General features: G+C 73.0%; 16 protein-coding genes. 4 read left to right on the top strand and 12 right to left on the bottom strand.

Annotation, left to right across the window (positions count from 1 at the left end):
- The first annotated feature begins 26 nt into the window (after window positions 1-26).
- A complete protein-coding gene (locus WME73_RS26735; protein WP_437911359.1) occupies window positions 27-1,625 on the top strand; it encodes a ferritin-like domain-containing protein in 1,599 nt (532 codons plus the stop codon).
- On the opposite strand, the gene WME73_RS26740 is transcribed toward WME73_RS26735, so the two are convergent.
- Together WME73_RS26740 and WME73_RS26745 are read right to left on the bottom strand one after the other, a co-directional pair.
- Window positions 1,586-3,046, bottom strand: a complete 1,461-nt coding sequence (locus WME73_RS26740) for a hypothetical protein (RefSeq protein WP_437739215.1) — start codon at window positions 3,044-3,046, stop codon at window positions 1,586-1,588. The genes WME73_RS26735 and WME73_RS26740 overlap by 40 nt on opposite strands.
- Window positions 3,047-3,051: 5 nt before the next feature.
- A complete protein-coding gene (locus tag WME73_RS26745; RefSeq protein ID WP_437739216.1) occupies window positions 3,052-3,837 on the bottom strand; it encodes a hypothetical protein in 786 nt (261 codons plus the stop codon).
- Window positions 3,838-4,163: 326 nt separating this feature from the next.
- On the opposite strand from WME73_RS26745, the gene WME73_RS26750 reads away from it, so the two are divergent.
- Window positions 4,164-5,204: a hypothetical protein gene (locus tag WME73_RS26750; RefSeq protein ID WP_437739217.1), complete on the top strand. Its 1,041-nt coding sequence runs from the start codon at window positions 4,164-4,166 to the stop codon at window positions 5,202-5,204.
- Window positions 5,205-5,285: 81 nt separating this feature from the next.
- Here WME73_RS26750 and WME73_RS26755 read toward each other — a convergent pair whose 3' ends face one another.
- Window positions 5,286-5,774 carry an FHA domain-containing protein gene (locus WME73_RS26755; protein ID WP_437911360.1) on the bottom strand — a complete coding sequence of 163 codons (489 nt, stop codon included), beginning with the start codon at window positions 5,772-5,774 and terminating at the stop codon, window positions 5,286-5,288.
- Between the two features lie 341 nt (window positions 5,775-6,115).
- On the opposite strand from WME73_RS26755, the gene WME73_RS26760 reads away from it, so the two are divergent.
- Entirely contained in the window at window positions 6,116-8,245 is a 2,130-nt protein-coding gene (locus tag WME73_RS26760; RefSeq protein ID WP_437911361.1) for a glycoside hydrolase family 52 protein, read from the top strand.
- Between the two features lie 133 nt (window positions 8,246-8,378).
- Window positions 8,379-9,002, top strand: a complete 624-nt coding sequence (locus tag WME73_RS26765) for an RNA polymerase sigma factor (protein ID WP_437911362.1) — start codon at window positions 8,379-8,381, stop codon at window positions 9,000-9,002.
- 7 nt (window positions 9,003-9,009) lie between these two features.
- Here the strand turns inward: WME73_RS26765 and WME73_RS26770 are convergent, their stop codons facing one another.
- From WME73_RS26770 to WME73_RS26810, 9 genes are all read right to left on the bottom strand, one after another.
- On the bottom strand, window positions 9,010-10,251 hold the full coding sequence (locus WME73_RS26770; protein ID WP_437911363.1) for an RCC1 domain-containing protein: 1,242 nt from the start codon (window positions 10,249-10,251) through the stop codon (window positions 9,010-9,012).
- Window positions 10,252-10,304: 53 nt separating this feature from the next.
- On the bottom strand, window positions 10,305-11,348 hold the full coding sequence (locus tag WME73_RS26775; RefSeq protein WP_437739222.1) for a hypothetical protein: 1,044 nt from the start codon (window positions 11,346-11,348) through the stop codon (window positions 10,305-10,307).
- Window positions 11,345-12,415 carry a FecR domain-containing protein gene (locus WME73_RS26780; RefSeq protein ID WP_437739223.1) on the bottom strand — a complete coding sequence of 357 codons (1,071 nt, stop codon included), beginning with the start codon at window positions 12,413-12,415 and terminating at the stop codon, window positions 11,345-11,347. Before WME73_RS26780 ends, WME73_RS26775 begins: the two co-directional genes overlap by 4 nt.
- A gap of 107 nt (window positions 12,416-12,522) precedes the next feature.
- Complete coding sequence (locus WME73_RS26785) at window positions 12,523-13,815, bottom strand: pectate lyase family protein (protein WP_437911364.1); 1,293 nt, start codon at window positions 13,813-13,815, stop codon at window positions 12,523-12,525.
- Window positions 13,816-14,173: 358 nt separating this feature from the next.
- Window positions 14,174-14,767 carry a hypothetical protein gene (locus WME73_RS26790; RefSeq protein WP_437739225.1) on the bottom strand — a complete coding sequence of 198 codons (594 nt, stop codon included), beginning with the start codon at window positions 14,765-14,767 and terminating at the stop codon, window positions 14,174-14,176.
- 194 nt (window positions 14,768-14,961) lie between these two features.
- Window positions 14,962-15,669, bottom strand: a complete 708-nt coding sequence (locus tag WME73_RS26795) for an SDR family NAD(P)-dependent oxidoreductase (protein WP_437911365.1) — start codon at window positions 15,667-15,669, stop codon at window positions 14,962-14,964.
- A 108-nt stretch (window positions 15,670-15,777) separates the two neighbouring features.
- Window positions 15,778-16,932: a PAS domain-containing protein gene (locus WME73_RS26800; protein WP_437739227.1), complete on the bottom strand. Its 1,155-nt coding sequence runs from the start codon at window positions 16,930-16,932 to the stop codon at window positions 15,778-15,780.
- Between the two features lie 87 nt (window positions 16,933-17,019).
- Window positions 17,020-17,745: a zf-TFIIB domain-containing protein gene (locus WME73_RS26805; RefSeq protein WP_437739228.1), complete on the bottom strand. Its 726-nt coding sequence runs from the start codon at window positions 17,743-17,745 to the stop codon at window positions 17,020-17,022.
- 103 nt (window positions 17,746-17,848) lie between these two features.
- Window positions 17,849-18,337 (bottom strand): hypothetical protein, encoded by a 489-nt coding sequence (locus tag WME73_RS26810; protein ID WP_437739229.1) that lies wholly within the window; start codon window positions 18,335-18,337, stop codon window positions 17,849-17,851.
- Between the last annotated feature and the right edge of the window lie 244 nt (window positions 18,338-18,581).

An 18,581-nucleotide genomic window follows, 5' to 3' on the forward strand; every position in this document is an offset into this window, starting at 1 on the left:
TAAGATCCTGGAACGAGGGACATACCATGCGATTGCTCGTCTCGATGGACTCTTGGGGTGCGAGGCTGCTCTCGGTGCTGGCGATCGCGCCTGCGCTGAGCTGCGGTGGAAACGTCACGTCCGGTGAAGGCTCGGGCGGCGGCACAGATGAAGGCACCTCCAGCAGCACAGGTGAAGGCACCTCCAGCAGCACAGGTGAAGGCACCTCCAGCAGCACAGGTGAAGGCACCTCCAGCAGCACCGGAGGCCTGCCACCGGAAGGGTTTCCGTTCGCTTGCGACGATCCGGAGCCCATCGTCGTCGCGGACCAGAACACCGGGTACGTGCGCTGCGCCGACGGCTGGATCCACCGCGCGGAGGTCGTCACCTGTCCCAGCCCGCTCCCGCGTGCCAAGGCCTGCGCGGACCCGAGCGGCGCGACGGGGAACTGCACCTCCGACGCCGACTGCACCGAGCAGCCACACGGTTACTGCGACGTCATGACCGGAGGCGAGGTGGCTCCAGGGTGCTTCTGCCAGTACGGGTGCACGACCGACTCCGACTGCGGCGAGGGGCAGATCTGCCTGTGCGGCGATCCGATCGGGCGGTGCGTGCCCTCGCGGTGCACCAGCGACCAGGACTGTGGAAGGCTGCTCTGCTCCAGCTACGTCCTGCACCCCGGATGCGGCGGGACCGCCTTCGCGTGCCAGACGCCCGCGGACGAGTGCGCCAGCGACCAGGACTGCTCAGGGGACGAGCAATGCTCGCTCGAGGCCCTGCGGCACACCTGCACGCAGCAGATCTGCGCGATCGGCCGGCCGTTCCTCGTCGAAGGCGTCGTGCGCACCGCGCAGCCCGCCGCGCGCGACGACTGGCGGACCGCCGCTCCGGGCGCGCCGCCTCGCCTGGAAGAGCTGTCCGTCGAGCAACGGGCGGCGCTCGCCGAGCACTGGACCCGCGCCGCCCTCCTCGAGCACGCGTCGATCGCCGCGTTCGCGCGCTTCGCGCTGCAGCTCCTGTCGCTCGGCGCGCCGCCGGAGCTCGTCGGTGCCGCGCAGGCGGCCATGGGCGACGAGGCCGACCACGCGCGCACGTGCTTCGAGCTGGCCAGCGCGTTCGCCGGCCGCGGCGTCGGCCCAGGGCCGCTCGCCATCGACGGCGCCCTCGGCGGCGAAGGCACCCGCGAGATCCTCGTGACGACCCTCCGCGAGGGGTGCATCGGCGAGACCGTCGCCGCGATCGAGGCGGCAGAGGCCGCCCTCCACGCGACCGATCCCGCGGTACGGCGCGCGCTCGAGAAGATCGCCGAGGACGAGACGCGGCACGCCGAGCTCGCGTTCCGGTTCGCGGCCTGGGCCCTCGACCGCGATCCTTCCCTCGCGAGCGCCATCGTCGACGAGCTCGCCGCGGCCTCCTCGGAGCTCCCCGCCCCGAGCGAGGCCAGCCACGGCAGCCCGCTGCTCGGCTTCGGCGTGCTCTCCCCGCAGCACCGGCGCGCGATCCGGGAGCGCGCGCTCGCTCAGGTCATCGCGCCCTGCGCGCGGGCGCTGCTCTCGCGCGGCGGCGGCAGCATCGAGCGCAGCCGCCCGCGCCCGGCGGACGGCCGTCAGCGCGAGGAGACCGACAGCTTGGCGACGAACAGCTGACCGCCCTCGGCCTCGACAGGGCAGTTCAGGAGCGCGAAGTCGGCGCCGGACGTGCCTGCGAGGAACACGTCCGTTCCGGAGACGGCGAGCGCCAGGATCCGCTGGAGCGCAGGGCCGCCGAGCGCGCCCAGCCACTCGACCTCGCCGTCCGTGGCCCGGAGCCGCGCGAGGAAGGCGTCCCCCTCGCCGGCCTCCCCGCCGATCTCGACGTCATCGATCTTCATCTGTTGATCGAAATGTCCGGCCACGACGATCTTTCCGAGCTCGTCAACGCCGACGACCCGCGCCGATTGAGCCCCGCTGCCCCCGAGCTGCTTGGCCCACGTGGCGGCGCCGCTCCGGTCGAGGTGCGCGGCGAAGCCGTCCTCTCCGGTGGAGACGCTCTCTCCGGCGAGATCGATCTGCCCCTCGAACGAGCCGGTCAAGACGACGCCCGCGTCGAGCATCGCCACGGCGCTGGTGCGCTGATCGCCGCGGAGAGCGGAGTAGTGTCGATACCAGACGTCCGCCCCATCGGCGCTCCATCCATCGCAGATCCACGACGCCGGAAACGACGCCAGGAGAGCGTCGATCCCGTCCGAGGCCGCGCCGCCGGGCGGCAGCGCGCTCTCGAAGCCGGGGAAGCCCACGTTCACCCGGCCCTCGAAATCGGCGATCACGAAGGCGTCGCCGGAGGCCACACGGAGATCGCGAGGCCAGAAACGCGCTCCCTCACGGCCCGCAAAGACGCCGCTGCACGGATTCAGGAGGGTCTGCGCATCGTAGCTGGAGAACCCGATGTCCAGCCCGCCCTGGAGCGACGTCAGGACGAAGACGCGGTCGCCCTCCGCCGCAACCGCCTTCGCCTCGTCAAGACCGCTGGACCCGTGCGTCACGCACGCCGCGACCCCGTCGGGATCGCTCTTGTCGAGCCGCGCCACGAACGCGTCGCCGGCGCCCTCGGGCAGCCCGCAGTCCGCGCCGAACGACAGGCTGCCCGTGAAGTCGCCCGCCACGTAGACGCTGCCGCCGTCCAGCGCGATCGCGGTCGCCTGGTGGACGTGGGTCGCGGTGTCGTTCTCCGCGTTCCCGAAGCGCTCGCTCCACACGTGGTTCCCGTCCCGCGCGAGGTGCGCCACGAAGACGTCCTTGCCGGCGCCGCCCGCCGTGAGCGGGGCGCCGCCGGCAACGGTGAGGTCCCCCTTGAAGCCGCCCGCCAGCCACAGGGTGCCGTCCTCGTCGGCCGCGATCCCGCCGAGCGTGGTCTCGGCGCCACCGAAAGCCATCACCCACTGGCACGTATAGCCGGGCTCGCTGAACGAGCCGCCGCCGACGCCTTGCTCGTCGATGAGCTGGATGCCCACGATCTCCGCGCAGCCCGCGCTGCTCGCCGCGACGAGAGAGCTCGCCAGCCACAGCCGAGCGCGCCTTTCGAGCCTCATCGTCATCAGAACGCCCCGACGACGGAGCCACCGACGACGCCCGGAGCGAGCTGGACGCGGGCGGTCGCGCGCGGCCCGTCCGAGGGCAGCGTCAGCCAGAGGACGGCCGTGCCGGCGAGCGCCACGCTCGCGGCGATGAAGGAGAAATCGGACACGGTCGCATACGACATCGCCTTGCTGGCCAGATCGGGCACCGGCTGCGCGCAGTCCCGGTAACGCCTCGGATTCGCGCACGCCGTCTTCGCCGCGTCGTCGACCTTGTCCCACGTGGAGATCGCCAGGCCACCGAAGGTGCTTCCGAGCGCGATGCCCGCCAGCGTGAGCCCGCCCGTCACCCACATCAGGTTCCGGTGGATCGGATCCGGCCTTGCGCCGTAAGGCGTCGGCCTGCGCGGCTCGATGTCGCCGGTGGAAGGCGCGGGATCCTGCGCTGCCGCGCTGGGCGCGAGCGCCCTCACGGGGACCTCGACGGCCTCTCCCGGCCGCGTCACCTCGACGTCGCGCGCGAGGGCGTACCTCGCGGGCGCAGCCGCGATGACCTTGTGCTTCCCCGGCTCGACAGGGCGGGCCGCGCCGGCCCCTTTCGCGGCCACGCCGTCGAGCGCCACCGGGAGCGCCTTCACCTCATCGGACACCTCTGCGGCGGTCTGCTCGGCCCGGGCCACGCCCGCCTGCGCCCAGGCGGCCAGCGTCACGAGGAGCCCGAGCGCGGGCCGACCGAGCCCCCTTCGCCCCGCGCGCCCCACACCCTTTGCGGAGCGCCGGGAGCCTCTGCTGATCGCTTCAGGCATCGAGTCCCCTGGAAGGTCGGCGAGCGACACCTGCTTCAGGTCCCCGCGCTGGACCACGATGACCGATAACAGGGCACCGCGACGAGCGCCAGACGAAAGACCCCCGCGCCAGCCGCCACGCCGCGCCCTGTTCGCGCTTCGACGCACGCGGCCTTTGCGCTAGCGTTCCGCTCTCGGTTCCTCGTGGTTCCTCTCGTTCCTCGCGGTTCCTCTGGTTCCTCGCGGTTCCTCTCAGTTCCTCTCGGTTCCTCTCGGTTCCGGTCTCGCCCCTCGCTCCCAGGTCGTCGAGCGTACCGGCTGGAGCGCCCTCGCGAACAGGTGCCCTGATGTCCTCCGTGCCAGCCCCCAAGAAGAAGCGGTCCAAGAAGAGCGCGCGCTCGCTGCCTCGCAGGGACGAGGAGTGGATCGGCGGCTTCTTCTCCCTGCGCGCGTTCGTGCACGAGGGCGACGACGCGTACCGCCCCGAGGCGGTCGTCTGGATGACCGAGCGCGGCTTCGTCCTGAGCTGCGCCGCCCTGCGTCCCGGCGACGTCGTGACGGGCGCGGTCGACAGCTTCGAGGCCGCCACCAGAGGTCCCCTGGAGGGCAAGCCGCGCCTGCCCGAGCGCGTGCGCGTGGCCTCGCCGGCGCTCGCGGAGGCCCTGCGGGCGCGGCTCGGCCCGGAGGTCGAGGTCCGCGTCGCGCCCACGCCGGAGATCGACGTCGTGGCCGAGGACCTGGAGGCCCACCTCGGCTCGCGGGACGGCCGCCTGACGCCGAGCTTCCTCGGGGGCGGCATCGAGGCGCCGGCGATGGCCTCGTTCTTCCGCGCGGCGGCCGCGCTCTACCGCGTGACGCCCTGGAAGGCGGTGCCCAGCGACGCCGACATCATGGCGCTGTCGATCCCGTCGCTCGGCGCGCGCGATCTCGCGCTGTGCGTCGTCGGGCAGGCTGGCCAGAGCCACGGCGTCCTCCTGTTCGAGAGCGCGCGCGGGTTCGAGCTCTACCTGGCCGAGACCGCCAAGCTCCCGGACGCGCCGCCCGCGTCGCTGCCGGCGAGCTTCTTCTCGCTGAGCTTCGATCGCGCGAGCGACCTGCACCCCGCGCTGCGCGCCGAGGTCGCCGAGCAGCGCTGGGAGCTGGCCGACCCGGACGCCTACCCCACGCTCGCGATGGTCGACGAGGACCTCATCGGCCGCAAGCCGACGCCGAAGGAGCTCACGGCCTCCGAGGCGCTCGCGCTCGGCCTGGTCGAGCTGATGAAGCGGCGCAAGGAGGTCACGAGGGCGTTCCGCGGCGGCGCCCCGGTGGAGGCGAGCTACGTCGTGGAGACGCACGCGGGCCCGGTGGAGGTGCTCTTCCGCGCGCCCCACCCGGAGCGGAGCTGATCCCGGCGGCGGCGCCGGCGAATCGGTCATCAGGGCTCGGGCGATCCGACGGGCGAGCGCAGCAGCGGGGAGGCCCCGCCCTCAGCGAGCGACGAGCCGGTAGAGATCGGCGTTCACGATGAACTCGCAGAGGACGTTGCCGAACTGGAGCATGTCGCCGCTGCGGAGGGGCACGCCGTCCCCGGACGGCACCAGGAGCCGGTCGTTCAGGAAGGTCCCGTTGGTGCTCTTTCTCGCGTGGAACATCGGGGTGTCCGCGACCAGCACCGAGATGTGGGCGTGGACCTTGGAGACGGACGCGTCGCGGAGCACGATATCGCTGTTCAGCGCCCGCCCGATGAGGATGCGATCCTGCCAGGGGCTCTCGGGGCGCTTCGCCACCGGCAGGAGCTCGCAGCCGTGCGACGTGGCGATCATCCCCGACGAGATCCGGTGACGGGACAAGGTCGGCTGGCCGCTCATGCCAGGCGCGGTCCCGGCGACGAGGGTCTTGAACGACGGAGGAGGTTGGTCATCGGGGCCGAGCTCCCGGAGCAGCCAGGCGTGCGGGTACTTCCGATCGAACGCCATCCGTGAAATCGCCCGGCTCTGAGCACAAAGCGCCGCGAAGGTCAACATGACGAGATCTTCCCCCAGGTTCCGGGCCGTTCGAGAGAGCCGAGCTCCCCGAGCGGCGCATCGCCAATTCGGCGGGGCCCGATAGGCCCTTATACATCAGGAGACGACGGAATCACCGGACGCCACGAGACACCTTCGAGACGACCTCCGGCGCTGAACGGACTACATCGTCGGCGCTCGCCACACTCGGCTCCCGCGCGGGCAGCTCCGCCGTGCGACGCGCCTTTTGCCAGCGTCGCACGCCGGCCAGTCCGCAGGAGCGCTTCGCACGGCGGCTCCTGTATCGTGCCGCCGTGAGCTCCTCCTACAACGTTCAGCATGCGCCGGTCGGCGCCTTTGCCTCCTTCACCCTCGGCAGCGTCAACCGACGGGGCGGCTTTGCCTCCCAGGTCGGCCGCCCGGGAGGGTCGAACGTCTACATCGGTTACCGCGAGGGCAACGGCCAGTTCTTCTGCCTCCCTTACTTCGAGACGAGCAGCACCCCCGGCTCGGAGGTCCCGTTCGGCGTCACGCTGACGTACGACACGCAGATGCGCCGCGTCTTCGGCGAGCAGGACATCCGCCGCGAGCTCGGCTGGGCCACCGACACAATCCGTGCTGGACGGATTACGTTCACCGTCTTCTCGCCGTTCGGCGCGATCCCGGATCCGCGCACGGCGCCGGCCGCCGAGGTCGCCCAGCGGTGCTGTCCGGCCCTCATCGCGCGGATCGAGCTCGACAACACCGGCCGCGCCGAGCCCATGACGGGCGCCTTCGCGCTCGATGCGCCGAGCATGCGCGACCTCGAGTCGACGAGCGGCGGCCAGCTGATCGGCGTCGCCCACGCCCGGCGCTGGGGCTTCGCCTGCCGCCCGGAGCCGGGCGTCCGCGCCTTCCAGGCCTTCTCGCCCGAGAACGCGCTCGAGGGCAGCGCTGATCGGCTGTTCCGCCTCGGCAAGACCGGCGGCCTGCTCATCGACGTCCCGCCGGGCGCCCGGCGCGAGGTCTGGATCGCGCTGGGCTTCCACGAGGCCGGGACCATCACGACCGGCATCGAGGCGCGCTACGCGTACACCCGCTACTTCCGGAAGCTCGAGGACGTCCTCTCCCACGCGCTCGACCACCGCGAGGCGCTCGTCCGCGAGGCGGCGCAGCGAGACGAGGAGCTCGCGAGCTCGCCGCTGAGCCCCGCCCAGAAATGGCTGCTCGCCCAGGCGACCCACGGCTACTTCGGGTCCACCGAGTGGCTCGACACGGCGCTCGACGACGCCTCGCCCCCCGCGCCGCTGTGGGTCGTGAACGAGGGCGAGTACGAGATGATGAACACCTTCGATCTCACGATCGATCACCTCTTCTTCGAGCTGCGCTACGCCCCCTGGGTCGTGCGCGACGTCCTCGACCTCTACGTCGATCGCTACAGCTTCCGCGACGAGGTGAAGCGCCCCGGCGCGCCCTCCGAGCTCCTCCCGGGCGGCGTGTCGTTCACCCACGACATGGGCGTCAGCAACCACTTCTCGCCCGCCGGCGACTCCAGCTACGAGCGCCCGAACCTCGACGCCGCCTGCTTCAGCCACATGACGCACGAGCAGCTCACGAACTGGATCTGCTGCGCCGGCGTCTACATCGCGCGCGCGGGCGACGAGGGCTTCCTCGAGCGCCACCGCGGCCTCTTCGCCGAGCTCCTCACGAGCCTCCTCCACCGGGACGCCCCGGAGCCCGGCGCGCGGACCGGCGTGATGTCGCTCGACAGCAACCGCTGCGGGACCGGCGCCGAGATCACGACCTACGACTCGCTCGACCACTCGCTCGGTCGCGCGCGCGGCAACCTCTACCTGGCCGGCAAGACGTGGGCGTCGTACGTGATCCTCGCCCACCTTCTCGAGCGCTGCGGGAACGCCGCCCAGGCCGCGGAGTCCAGCGCAGCGAGCCAGCGGTCGGCGCGCGCCATCGTGTCGGCCTTCCACGAGCCGTCGGGCTACATCCCCGCCCTGCTCGACGGGAGCTCGATGAGCGCGATCATCCCCGCGATCGAGGGGCTCCTCTATCCCCACGCCATGGGCCTGCTCGACGACAACGCCGCGGAGGGCGAGCACGGCGAGCTCGTGCGGACCCTCCACCGGCATTTCCAGGCCATCCTCAAGCCCGGTCTGTGCCTGTTCCCCGAGGGCGGCTGGAAGCTCTCGAGCAGCAGCGACAACTCCTGGATGAGCAAGATCGCGCTCTGCCAGCACATCGCCCGCGCGATCCTGAAGGCCGACCTCTCCGACGACGGGCGCCACGACGAGGCCCACGTCCGCTGGCAGATCGAGGGCTCCGGCTACTGGGCCTTCTCCGATCAGATGCAGCGGGGCGTGCCTGTCGGCAGCCGCTATTACCCGCGCGGCGTCACCGCCATCCTCTGGCTCGACGAGCGCTCCGCCGGGGCGAAATCGGCGAGCCGCTAGCGCGCGCCGCCCCCCAAAGCCGACGTGACCTCCCGGAACCCCTCCGGATCGGGAAGCGTCAGGCAGCGCACCTCGCCCCTCCCCTGAGCTCACAGTTCGTCCGGCGACGATCCCCTATTGTATATCGTCCGTCGTGAGACAGAGTCCGCCCAGCGCACGCGGGAGCGCGACGACGTCAGGCGCGCCGCCCGGGCCCAAGGCGGGCCCCTCCGACGCGGAGCTCGTCCTGGCCGCGCGCGCGGGGGAGCGCTGGGCGCAGGAGGCGCTCTTCCTGCGGCACGTGCCGTACGTCTCGGGGATCCTCTGGCGCCTGATCCCGAACCGCGCGGACCTCGACGACGTCGTGCAGGACGTGTTCTTCACGGCGTTCGTCTCCCTCCACAGGCTCGAGAACCCCCAGGCCTTCGCCTCGTGGATCGCCTCGATGGCGGTGCGGCTCACGCACAAGCAGCTGCGGCGCCAGCGCATCGCCGAGCGGCTCGGGCTCGCGCGCCGCGGGGAGGTGTCGTTCGACGACGTCGTCGGCGCGGACTGCCCGCAGGACGTCGCCGTCGAGGTGCGGCAGCTCTACGCGCAGGTCGAGGCGCTCCCGGTCGCCGAGCGGGTCGCGCTCCTGCTCCGGCGCGTCGAGGGCATGTCGCTGGAAGAGGTCGCCGAGGCGACGGGCGCGTCGCTCGCGACGGTCAAGCGGCGCATCGCGGCCGCCGAAGAGCGCCTCTCGGCGCAGGCCGGGCGCCCGCGCAAGCCGGGCGCGTGACGACCGCTCACGGCGCGCTCGCGACCGGCGTGAAGACGAGGCGCCGCTCGAGGTCTCCGGCGCCGAGCTGGCCGCGATCGTTGAGCCCGGCGCACAGGACGGCGCCGTCGCGCTTCCGCGCGCACGTGTGGTGCCGCCCGGCCGCGACCGACGCCCAGTCGGAGGCGTCGCCGACGCGCACCGGCGTCGTGTGATCGCTCATGTCGCCCAGGCCGAGCTGGCCCTCCAGGTTGTAGCCCCAGCAGTAGAGCTCGCCGTTCGCGCGCACGCCGCACGTGTGGAAGGTGTCGATCGAGAAGCTCACCCAGTCGTCGAGCGCGCCGACGCGCGCCGGCGCCCGGAGGATCTCCTCGTGCCCGACGCCCGCCTCGCCGAACGAGTTCTCGCCCCAGCAGTACAGCGCGCCCTCGTGGCCTCCGCGTCCTGCGTCGCGCAGCCCGCAGGCCCCGTTCTGGCCGGTGCGGACGTCGATCCAGTCCGCGGCGTCGCCGACGCGGCGCGGATCGCGCAGCTGCAGCTCGGCGTCGTCGCCGAGGCCGAGCTCGCCCCGGGAGTTGCGCCCCCAGCAGTAGAGGTGGCCCGGCGCGCGGATACCGCAGCTGTGGCCCTGGCCGCCGTCGACGAGCGTCCAGTCGTTCGCCGACCCGACGCGCGTGGGCTGGTCGCGGTCGACGCCATCCTCCGGGAAGGGATCGTCGAGGCCGAGCTGGCCCTCCTCGTTGTCGCCCCAGCACCAGAGCGCCGCATCGACGTCCACCCCGCACGTGTGCAGGTACGTGCTCCCGAGCTGCGCCATCGGCGCCGCGCTGCTGACCAACGCCGGCGTGACCTCGGAAGCAGCGGACCCGATCCCGAGCTGCCCCTCGCCGTTCGCGCCCCAGCACCACAGGCTGCCGTCGAGCCGCCTCGCGCAGCTGTGGAGCTCGCCGAGAGCGCTCTCGGCCCAGCCGTCGCCCTCGACCGCAGCCGGCGTGGTCCGGTCCTCCGTGTCGCCGACGCCGAGCTGCCCCTCGTCGTTGGCCCCCCAGCAGGAGAGCCGCCCGCCCTGGATGACGCACGTGTGGTACGGGCCCGCGGCGAGGCCGTCGACGCGCAGGACGGTGTCCTCGGCAGCGCCGCCCGCGCCGGCGTCACCTGCACCGGCGCCGCCCGCACCCGCCGTTCCGGCGCCGCCTGCGCCGGCTCCGCCCGCGCCGGCGCCGCCCGGCCCCGCCTCGAGGACGACGCCGCTCTGGGTGCACGCCCCCACGGCGACGGCGACGGCGATCGCGCGCCACGCCTGCGGCCGCGTCGAGCGCCGTGTCAGAACACCACCCCCGCGCCCAGCGCGGCGAGCACGCCTGGGCCGCCCATGCTCGTGACGACCGCGTCGCCCGCGAGCGCCTCCACCATCATGAAGGGCGCGAGCGCGCCGACGCTCGCGCCGAAGCGCACGGGCCGCACGTCGACGTCCGCGGTCACGCCGAGCGCGGCGAACGCCGTCGGCCCTCCGAAGCGCGACGCCGACGCGCCCTCCGAAGCGCGCCCCTCGAAGAGCACGTAGCCCGCCTCGACGGCCGCCTCGAAGCCGAGCCGGGCGCGCCCCGTCCGCGCGACGTACGCCGACAGCGAGGCGCCGCCGCCCGCGGCGTGCCCGAGCACCGTCCCGAGCGCGGCGGACGCGGGCAGCGCCTCGCGCGCGTACACGAACACCGAGCCAGCAAGCCAGGGCAGCACGTCCCGCCGGAGGAGGAGCGCGCCCCCGAGCTGCACCTGGCCGCCGCCGTACGCGGCCACGGTCGCGCGCACGCCGATCTCGGTCGCGCGCCGATCCGCTCCGCCGCCCGCGCCCGGCGCCTCGCGGACCCCGCCCGCGGGCGCCCGCGCCGCCGTCGGCGCCGGCGCGGCGCTCGCCATCGCGGCCCGTCGCCTCAGCGTGGGCTCGACCCAGCTCGCCCGGAGGAGCTCGTCGGCGGCGATCGCGAGCGCGAGCGCGCGGCCGTCGTCCTTCAGCCCGGCCACGTCCACCGCGCGCTCGAGGCGCTTCTGGGTGATGGCGTCGTCGATGCGGACCGCGGCGACGCCTTCCGGCGAGATGCGGATGGTCACGCGCGCGATCGCCCGCTCGCGCCCCGCGCCGCGCGCGTCGGGCGAGGCGCCCGCCTCGAGCCGCGCGCAGAGGTCGGTGCGGGCGAGCTCGGCTGCCAGGTCCACGAAGATCGCGCGCTCGAGCTCCGGCGTCGCGCCCTCGACGAGCACGGCGATCGGCGGCGCATCGCCGCCGCAGGCGTCTCCTTCGGCGCGCGCGACCCCGGCGGTGGCGGCGAGGAGGGCCGGGAGCACGAGCCCGCGCCCCGCCGCCATCACCGCGGCGCGCAGGCGGCCTTCACGGCGGCGACGTGGACGCCGCTCGGGTAGGTCGTGAGGTAGCGACGTCGGGCCTCTTCGCACGCGGCTCGTTTCCCCTGGCCATCGTAGAGCCGGACGAGGCGGGCGAGCGCATCTTCGTGGACCGACGAGCCTGCCGCCGACGAGGCGGCGGTCTTGAGCGCGTCCTCGGCGTTCGTGCCCTGGCCTCGCTCCATCTCGATGCGGCCGAGCTCGAGCGCCGCGATCTGCGCGCGCGCGTCGCCGGGGTGCCTCGCAACGAGCTGCCGGTACAGCGTCGCGGCGCGCGCGAGATCCCCTGCCCGCCGCGCCTGGTTGGCCGCGTCGAAGAGCCTCTGCGCGGCGTCGGCGCTCGGCGCGGAGGGCGCGGCCGCTGCGCTCCCCTGCGCTGGCGCGGCAGGGGCGCCCGTGGCGAGCGGCGGGGCGGGCGGGGGCTGGGCGGGCACCGCGTCCGCGGGCGGCTCCGCCTTCGCGGGCTCGGGCCTCGTCGACCACGACTCGCCCGCGTGCAGCCGCTTCACGTCGTCGGGCCGCGCGGGGTGACGGACCTCGACGATCCCCTTCGTCACCGAGACGGTGACCTCCTCCGTCGCCCCGTCGACGGCCACGCGGAACTCGGTGCCGACGACGCGGACCTCCACGCCGCGCGCCACGACGGTGAACGACCGCGCGGCGTCGGGGACGACCTCGAAGCGGGCCGCGCCCGAGCGCAGCGCGGTCGCGACGTGGCGAGGCTCGTCGCGCTGCACCTCGAGCTCCGCGCCCTGGTCGAGCGAGATCGTCGAGCCGTCCGACAGGGACAGCACCGAGCCCATCGCCGCGACCGCGGCCGGCGGCGCGCTGGACGAGCCGCCGCGCGCCCCCACCCACAGCGCGGCCGCCCCCAGGGCGAGCGCTCCGGCGAGGGAGCCGGCCCAGAGCCACCGGCGGCCATGGCGAGCGCCCCGGGCCTCGAGCCGCTCCTCGATGCGCTGCCACTGACGCGCCACGCTCCCCTGGGTGAGGGGCGGTCGCACCCAGGCGCGGAGGGGCGGCTCGGGGTTCATGCTCACTATGTACCCCGACGGGCCGGGAATGGCTCAGCCGGCGGAAGCGAGCTCGGGCGCGCTCCCACGTGGAGCCGCCGGGACGAGGGGCGCGCCGGCGGCGGCGCTCAGGGCAGGTTCGCCAGCGGGTCCGTCTTGCCGACGCCCGCGTGCTCCAGGACGAGCGCCTTGACGGCGGCCGCGCGGTCGAGCGGGTACTCGTACGGCGCGGTCCAGGAGCAGTCTTCACCCGACTCCTGTGTCCCCCTGGTCTGCTCGAACACGTTGTCGATGCGGTGCGTACCGCCGGCCGGGCTGTCCAGGGTGGTGATGGGGTTCTGCACCTTGTAGAAGTGATTGCCCTCCACCCTCAGGCAGGCGCCGACCCGCGAGTTCACCCCCGACGTGGGGACGTCCTCGAAGTAGTTGTTGAAGACGTGCCCGTTGCCGCCGCGATAGCTCGGGACGCGGGAGTTCACGTTGCGGAAGCGGTTGTGATGGAAGGTGATGCGGCGGTCGCTGTCGTCGTTGTCCGACGAGCCGACCAGCATGCCCTTCCAGTGGTCGTGCAGGTAGCTCCACGAGATCGTGATGTTCGAGGACTCGTGGGTCGCGTCGATGAGACCATCGTACTTGTCCTTGTCGGAGTTCACGGCGGGAGACTCGGCCCAGAGCTCGCAGTGGTCGATCCAGACGTTGTGGCTCTCGTCCATGTGGATGCCGTCGCCGTTGCCGCTGCTGGCCAGCACGTGGTGGATCTTCAGGTTGCGGACGATGATGTTGGAGGCCCTCCTCAGATTGAGCCCGATCCCCTCCAGCTCTCCGCTCGACCCGACCCCCACGAGGGTCTTGTCAGAGGTGACGTCCACGTCGTCGCCGCTGCCGCTGATCTTGCCGGTGATCTGGATGATCACGGCGCCGTCCCTCGCGGCCTCCCTCCTCAGGGCGTCGAGCGAGCTCACGGAGACGACCTCTCCGCCCTTGCCTCCGGTGGTGCCGTCGCCGGTCGTGGCATAGCCGTAGAGCCTGAAGTCGACCGTGCCGGTGTCGCCGCCGCCGGCACCGCTGCCAGAGCCGCCCGCGCCGCTGCTGGAGCCGCCGGTGCCTTCGTCCGAGCCGCCCTCACCGCTGCTGGAGCCGCCGGTGCCTTCGTCCGAGCCGCCCTCACCGCTGCCGGAGCCGCCCTCACCGCTGCCGGAGCCCCCGGTCCCGCCGCTGGAGCTGCCCGCGCCGCTGCCCGCGCCGGTCCCACCGGTCCCGGCGGCGCCGACGCTCGCCGTGGAGCCTGCGCTCCCGCTGCTCGTCGGCTGCCCCGCATCGTCTTCCGGCTCTGACGTCTCCGAGCCGCATCCGACCACCGAAACGCCGAGGATGCCGAGCGCGATCAGCGCAGCCCAAGCGACTCGAGATTCGCACTTCATGAGCAAGTCACCTTTCCGTGATGAGCCAAGGCCAAGCAGCTCGCGCGACGCGGGCGGAGGCGCCGGACAGCACACAAGCCGTTCGCTGGAGCTTCACAGCAACGCACATGCCATCAGCTCAGGACGAACCAGCCCTGTCTGGATCTCACGGTTTCACCGCATTTCCCGCAGGGATCTCTGCCGCGCCGCGCCTCTCCCCCGGAGCTCCCGGGCAGGCGCCGCGACCGAGGCTGTCAACCACGGGTTGACACGGTGGACACGTGCAACACCGCGTCATCAGCCCCGGCGCTGCACGAGGCCCGCGATATCGAGCGCCGCTGCGTGGTCCCGTGCTCGGCTCCGCGGCTCCTCCCGGAGATCAGGGGCCGATTCGAACGAGCTCGACCCAGTCGAGCCTCGCCGCGTCCTCGCGGCACCCGAACGAGACGATGTGCATCCCGGGATCGAGCGGGAACTTGAGCAGCAGCCCTGTCTCGTCCTCCGAGTCGTGAACGTAATCCTCGTGGAACGCGGTCCCGTTGAAGTCGTACCTGGTTCCGAGCTCCGGCTGATGGTCCATCCGGACCAGGAACGAGTTGTCCGTGCTCTCGTCGGGCCCCGTGGCGACCCTGGCCCTGATCTGGTACGTGCCGGCCTCACCGATCTCGAACGAGCAGTCGACCCGGTCGCTCTCGCAATTCGCCTCCTCGGGGACCGCCACGTACGTCCCGCCGCTCGCCAGCGGGTCGTCCACGCGCTCGAAGCGGCCGGAGAGCTCGCAGTCCTCGGCCTCGATCCTGATCCTGAACGAGCTGCTCCCCCCTCCCGTGGGCGCCGACGAGGCGTCCCACGCGGCGGACAACCCCTCCAGCGAGCACGCGCAGGCCAGCACCGGCAAGAGCGCCCCCCAGCGCCCCCATCGCGCTGCACGCGCGGCGGCCTCCGTCGCGAGCGCCGTGGGAGCCTCCCCCACGCCGCAGCTCGCGCGAGGTCTCGTGTCCGCCTCAGGTCCCGAGCTCTCGTTCATCTCCCACGACGCTAGCAAGACGCGCACCGGCGGCGCGGCACAACTTGTCGAGCCGGCGCGATTCACGCGGGGCGCGCGATTCACGCGATTCACGCGATTCACGCGGGGCGCGCGGACGTCAGAAGCACGCCCCGCGCGTGTCAGCGCGCGGCGGGATGCGCGTAGTCCTGCGCGCGGAAGAGCACCCCGTGGACCTCGCCGTCGACCAGCGCCGGGACGAGCGCCCCAGGCAGCACCGACTCGACGTCGTTCGGCGCATTCGGCCCGCCGAGATCGGTCCGCAGCCACCCCGGGTCGAGGAGGTTCATCAGCACGCCCGTGCCACGGAGCGAAGGCGCCATGTCGCGCACGAACTTGTCGAGCGCGGCCTTCGACGCCGCGTAGGCCATCAGCTCGGGCTGATCCTGGATCCCGGAGGTCACCTGCACGATTCGCCCGAACCGCCGCTCCAGCATCGTCGGCAGCAGCCGGTACGTGATCCGTATCGGGCTGATGACGTTCACCTCGAAGCTGAGCCGGTAATCGTCCGCCGGCGTCTGCAGGTGCGAGGCGCGGAACGGCGTCATGATGGCGGCGTTGTTGAACAGGAGGTCGATCCCGCCCGACGCCGCGATGGCGTCGTCCAGCATGCGGTCGACCGCCGCCTGATCCGACAGCTCGCCCGAGACGGCGCTCACCCGGATCCCCTTGCCGGCGAGCTCCCCTTCGAGCTCGCGCGTGTGCGCCGCGTCGCGGCTGTGCAGGACGACGTTGCAGCCGAGGTCCGCGAGGCCGCGCGCGATCCGCTTTCCGATACCCCGGCTCGCGCCGGTGACCAGCGCCCACTTTCCACGAATTTCAAGCGTCATGGCGGCCTCTTATGGCAGAGGCCGTCCGGCCTGGCAGCTCGAAAAGCGCTGCGGCGGTCGCAGGCGCCGCGGGGACGCCGCTCCGGCTGGCGCCGCGCGCGCCGGCGCCTACGCCCGGCGCCGCGGGCCTCCACGCGCGCGCCTCCGGCTGACCTCCAGGCCGCGGCCGAGGCTGCGCAGGACGAGCAGCTCCTCGCCGAGGTCGACGTCGACGAGCGCGCGCGCGACCTCCGGGCGGACGCCGGTGAGGATCGGCCTGGAGCCGAGCAGCTGGATCGCGTGCGCCAGCCGCTCCAGGGCCGCGGCGCCGTCCGGATCGAGCGCCTCCGCGCCGGTGACGTCGAGGACCACGTGGGACGCCCGCTGCGCCACGATCGCGGGGAGGAGCCGCTCTCCGAGCTCGCCGCCGCGCTCCGCGTCGAGGCGCCCGATGAGCGGCACCGCGAGCGTGCCCCGGCCGACGTCGAGGATCGGCGCGGAGAGGTTCAGGATCTGCCGCCGTTGCTCCTCCACGAGGGCGAGCGAGCGGTTCAGCTGGTCGATGAGCCGGCCCTGCTCCTCGACCTGCCCCTCGGCGCGCCGCTGCGCCGTGACGTCGAGCTGCTGCACGAGCACCGCGCGCGCGCCGGTCACGGGATCGGTCGTGGGGCGCGCTTCCACCTGGTGCCACCGCTCGCCGTCGGTCGTGACGACCCGCACTTCCCCTGCCCACGCCGCCTCGGCGTCGATCGCGCCACGGACCGCCGCGCTCACGCCCTCGTCCGGGAACGCCGCGTCGATCGTCGGCGCGTCGCCGAGGGCGCGCAGGGCCGCGGGGTTGTGGAAGAGCACCTTCCCCTCCCGGTCGACGAGGCTGACCAGCACCGACGAGTGCCGGACCGCCTCCACGCCGCGCACCATCGAGGCGCCGACGCTGGCGGCCTCGGGGAGCGCCTGGAACAGGATCGCGAGCCGCCCGTCATCGAGGTCGATCGGCTGCCCGTGGAGCGTCACGGTCGCGGGCGTCCCGCGCGGGTAGAGCGTCCAGTCCTCCAGCACCGTCCCCCCTTCCGCGAGGACGCGGAGGTAGCCGTCGAGCCGCGCGCGGACGGCCGGCGACAGGTCCGAGAGGTCGCGGGAGAGCAGCTCGGCGCGATCCGCCGCGCGCCAGAACTCGACGGCCTTCGCGTTGCCCCATGCGAACCGGTACCGGCCGTGGTCGTAGACCCAGGTCGGCAGGACGGACAGATCGAGCGCCGACAGGCGCTGGTCGAGGGACGTCATGTCGTGGCGGCACGTCATACGACGCCCCCGTCCGTCCTGCACGCCCCTTGACGTCTCTTCACCGGCGCGGCCGGCGCGCGCGGACGCTCAGCGGGTGATCTGCCACAAGAGATCGAGCAGCTCCTGCACGGCGGCCCGCCGGCCTTCCCAGCGGGATTCCCAGGACGAGGCAGCCACGACGGCGCTCGCCCGACGCGCCGCCTCCCTGGCGATCTCGGCCTCCCGGCGCGACCGCGCCTCTTCCTCGATCTGCTGCTGCCGCGCCCTCGCGGTGCCGCCCGACGCGGCGAAGGCGAGGAGCTGCGGGAGCTCGCCCCGGTCGAACCAGGTGCCGTGTTCCCTGCAGATGTCGACGATGATGCCGCTCTTGCCGGCGAAGTTCTTGCGGTTCATCCGCTGGCCACACGCCGGGCACCGGACGTAGCGCACGCGGACGTCGACGTGCTCCGGCCGCCGCGGCGGCCTCGGCGCGCTCGCCCCATAGCTCTCCCGGCGCTCCAGGAGGTCCAGCAAGAGCGCGTGGTCGACGAGCTGGCCGCCGCACCGGCCGCAGTCGCGCAGGAGGCCGGCCGCGGCGCGGAACGCCGAGAAGGGCACGCCGCAATCGGAGCAGAGGAGCGCGTCGGGCTCGGGGATGGGCTCCAGGCCGAGCTCGTGCCCGCACCCGTCGCAGCGCTCCGCGTCGGGGAGGTTCAGCTGGTAGCAGCCGCCGCAGCGCACGGTGGCGAGCGGCCCCTGGCACCCGGGGTAACAGCGCCCCTCCGCGTTGATCAGGAGGCCGCATCGCGGGCACGTGCTGCGATCGGCGCGCACCCGGGGAGTCTAGACGCCCAGCGCGCTCACGAGAAGCGCCGCGACAGGCGCCCTCGCTCCGGGCGCCGGCGCCACCTTCAAAGCGCCGGACGGATGCTCGGGCTCAGCGCTGCCTGGCGGGGCGCATCCAGGGATGGGGATGGGAGCTCCGGGGGCGGCTGTGCGGCGGCGCGCTGGATCGGCGCACCTGCTTTCCGAGCTCCTCGAGGAGAACTCCCACGGCGGCGTCGTCGTCCTGAAGCACGACGACATGGTCGTTGTTCTCCTCACGCAGGAGCCGGTTCACCTGGAGGGCGCCGACCGCCGTCCGCACGACGATGGCGACGCACGCGAACTCGCTGACGAGCATGCTGCGCGTGCGCATCGTCGCGGCCTCGAACGCCGGATCGTTGTTCATCGGAGCCCGGCGGAGGTCGAGCAGGTGGCCGAGGCACCAGCGATCGAGCGACTCGTAGACCTTGAGCGCTTCGGAGTGGACCCGGATGAAATCGTCGGGAGACGGATAGGGGACCTCGGAGCGGGTGCTGCGGACGATCGACATCTCCTGATCGAGGGTGACCGTCAGGTGGTCGTTCTGCAGCAGGACATCCATCCCACCACAGGATAGCGAGCCGGCGGCGCGCCGGCACTGAAAAGCAATGGCGAGCTCAGCGCTGCGCCGACAAATGCTGCGTGATCGGCCAGAACGGACCGCCGCGCAGCGACGTGGGTTCAGGTGGGCGTGGAGCGATGAGCGGCCCAGAACCAGCGGAGTCTGCATTCCCTCGCGATGGGCGCGGGCAGCGGGAACGAGTCTCCTTCAGGCCAGCGAGTTCGGTCCTCGGGACGACGACCGG

The organism is Sorangium sp. So ce302 (assembly GCF_051530145.1).
Classification (GTDB): Bacteria; Myxococcota_A; Polyangia; order Polyangiales; family Polyangiaceae; genus Sorangium; species Sorangium cellulosum_B.

Excerpts from the sequence above, each read along its gene's own strand:
- WME73_RS26735 (WP_437911359.1), top strand. The coding sequence starts at position 27 with ATGCGATTGCTCGTCTCGATGGACTCTTGGGGTGCGAGGCTGCTCTCG.
- WME73_RS26740 (WP_437739215.1), bottom strand. The coding sequence starts at position 3,046 with ATGAGGCTCGAAAGGCGCGCTCGGCTGTGGCTGGCGAGCTCTCTCGTC.
- WME73_RS26745 (WP_437739216.1), bottom strand. The coding sequence starts at position 3,837 with ATGCCTGAAGCGATCAGCAGAGGCTCCCGGCGCTCCGCAAAGGGTGTG.
- WME73_RS26750 (WP_437739217.1), top strand. The coding sequence starts at position 4,164 with ATGTCCTCCGTGCCAGCCCCCAAGAAGAAGCGGTCCAAGAAGAGCGCG.
- WME73_RS26755 (WP_437911360.1), bottom strand. The coding sequence starts at position 5,774 with ATGGCGTTCGATCGGAAGTACCCGCACGCCTGGCTGCTCCGGGAGCTC.
- WME73_RS26780 (WP_437739223.1), bottom strand. The coding sequence starts at position 12,415 with ATGAACCCCGAGCCGCCCCTCCGCGCCTGGGTGCGACCGCCCCTCACC.
- WME73_RS26785 (WP_437911364.1), bottom strand. The coding sequence starts at position 13,815 with ATGAAGTGCGAATCTCGAGTCGCTTGGGCTGCGCTGATCGCGCTCGGC.
- WME73_RS26795 (WP_437911365.1), bottom strand. The coding sequence starts at position 15,669 with ATGACGCTTGAAATTCGTGGAAAGTGGGCGCTGGTCACCGGCGCGAGC.
- WME73_RS26800 (WP_437739227.1), bottom strand. The coding sequence starts at position 16,932 with ATGACGTCCCTCGACCAGCGCCTGTCGGCGCTCGATCTGTCCGTCCTG.
- WME73_RS26810 (WP_437739229.1), bottom strand. The coding sequence starts at position 18,337 with ATGGATGTCCTGCTGCAGAACGACCACCTGACGGTCACCCTCGATCAG.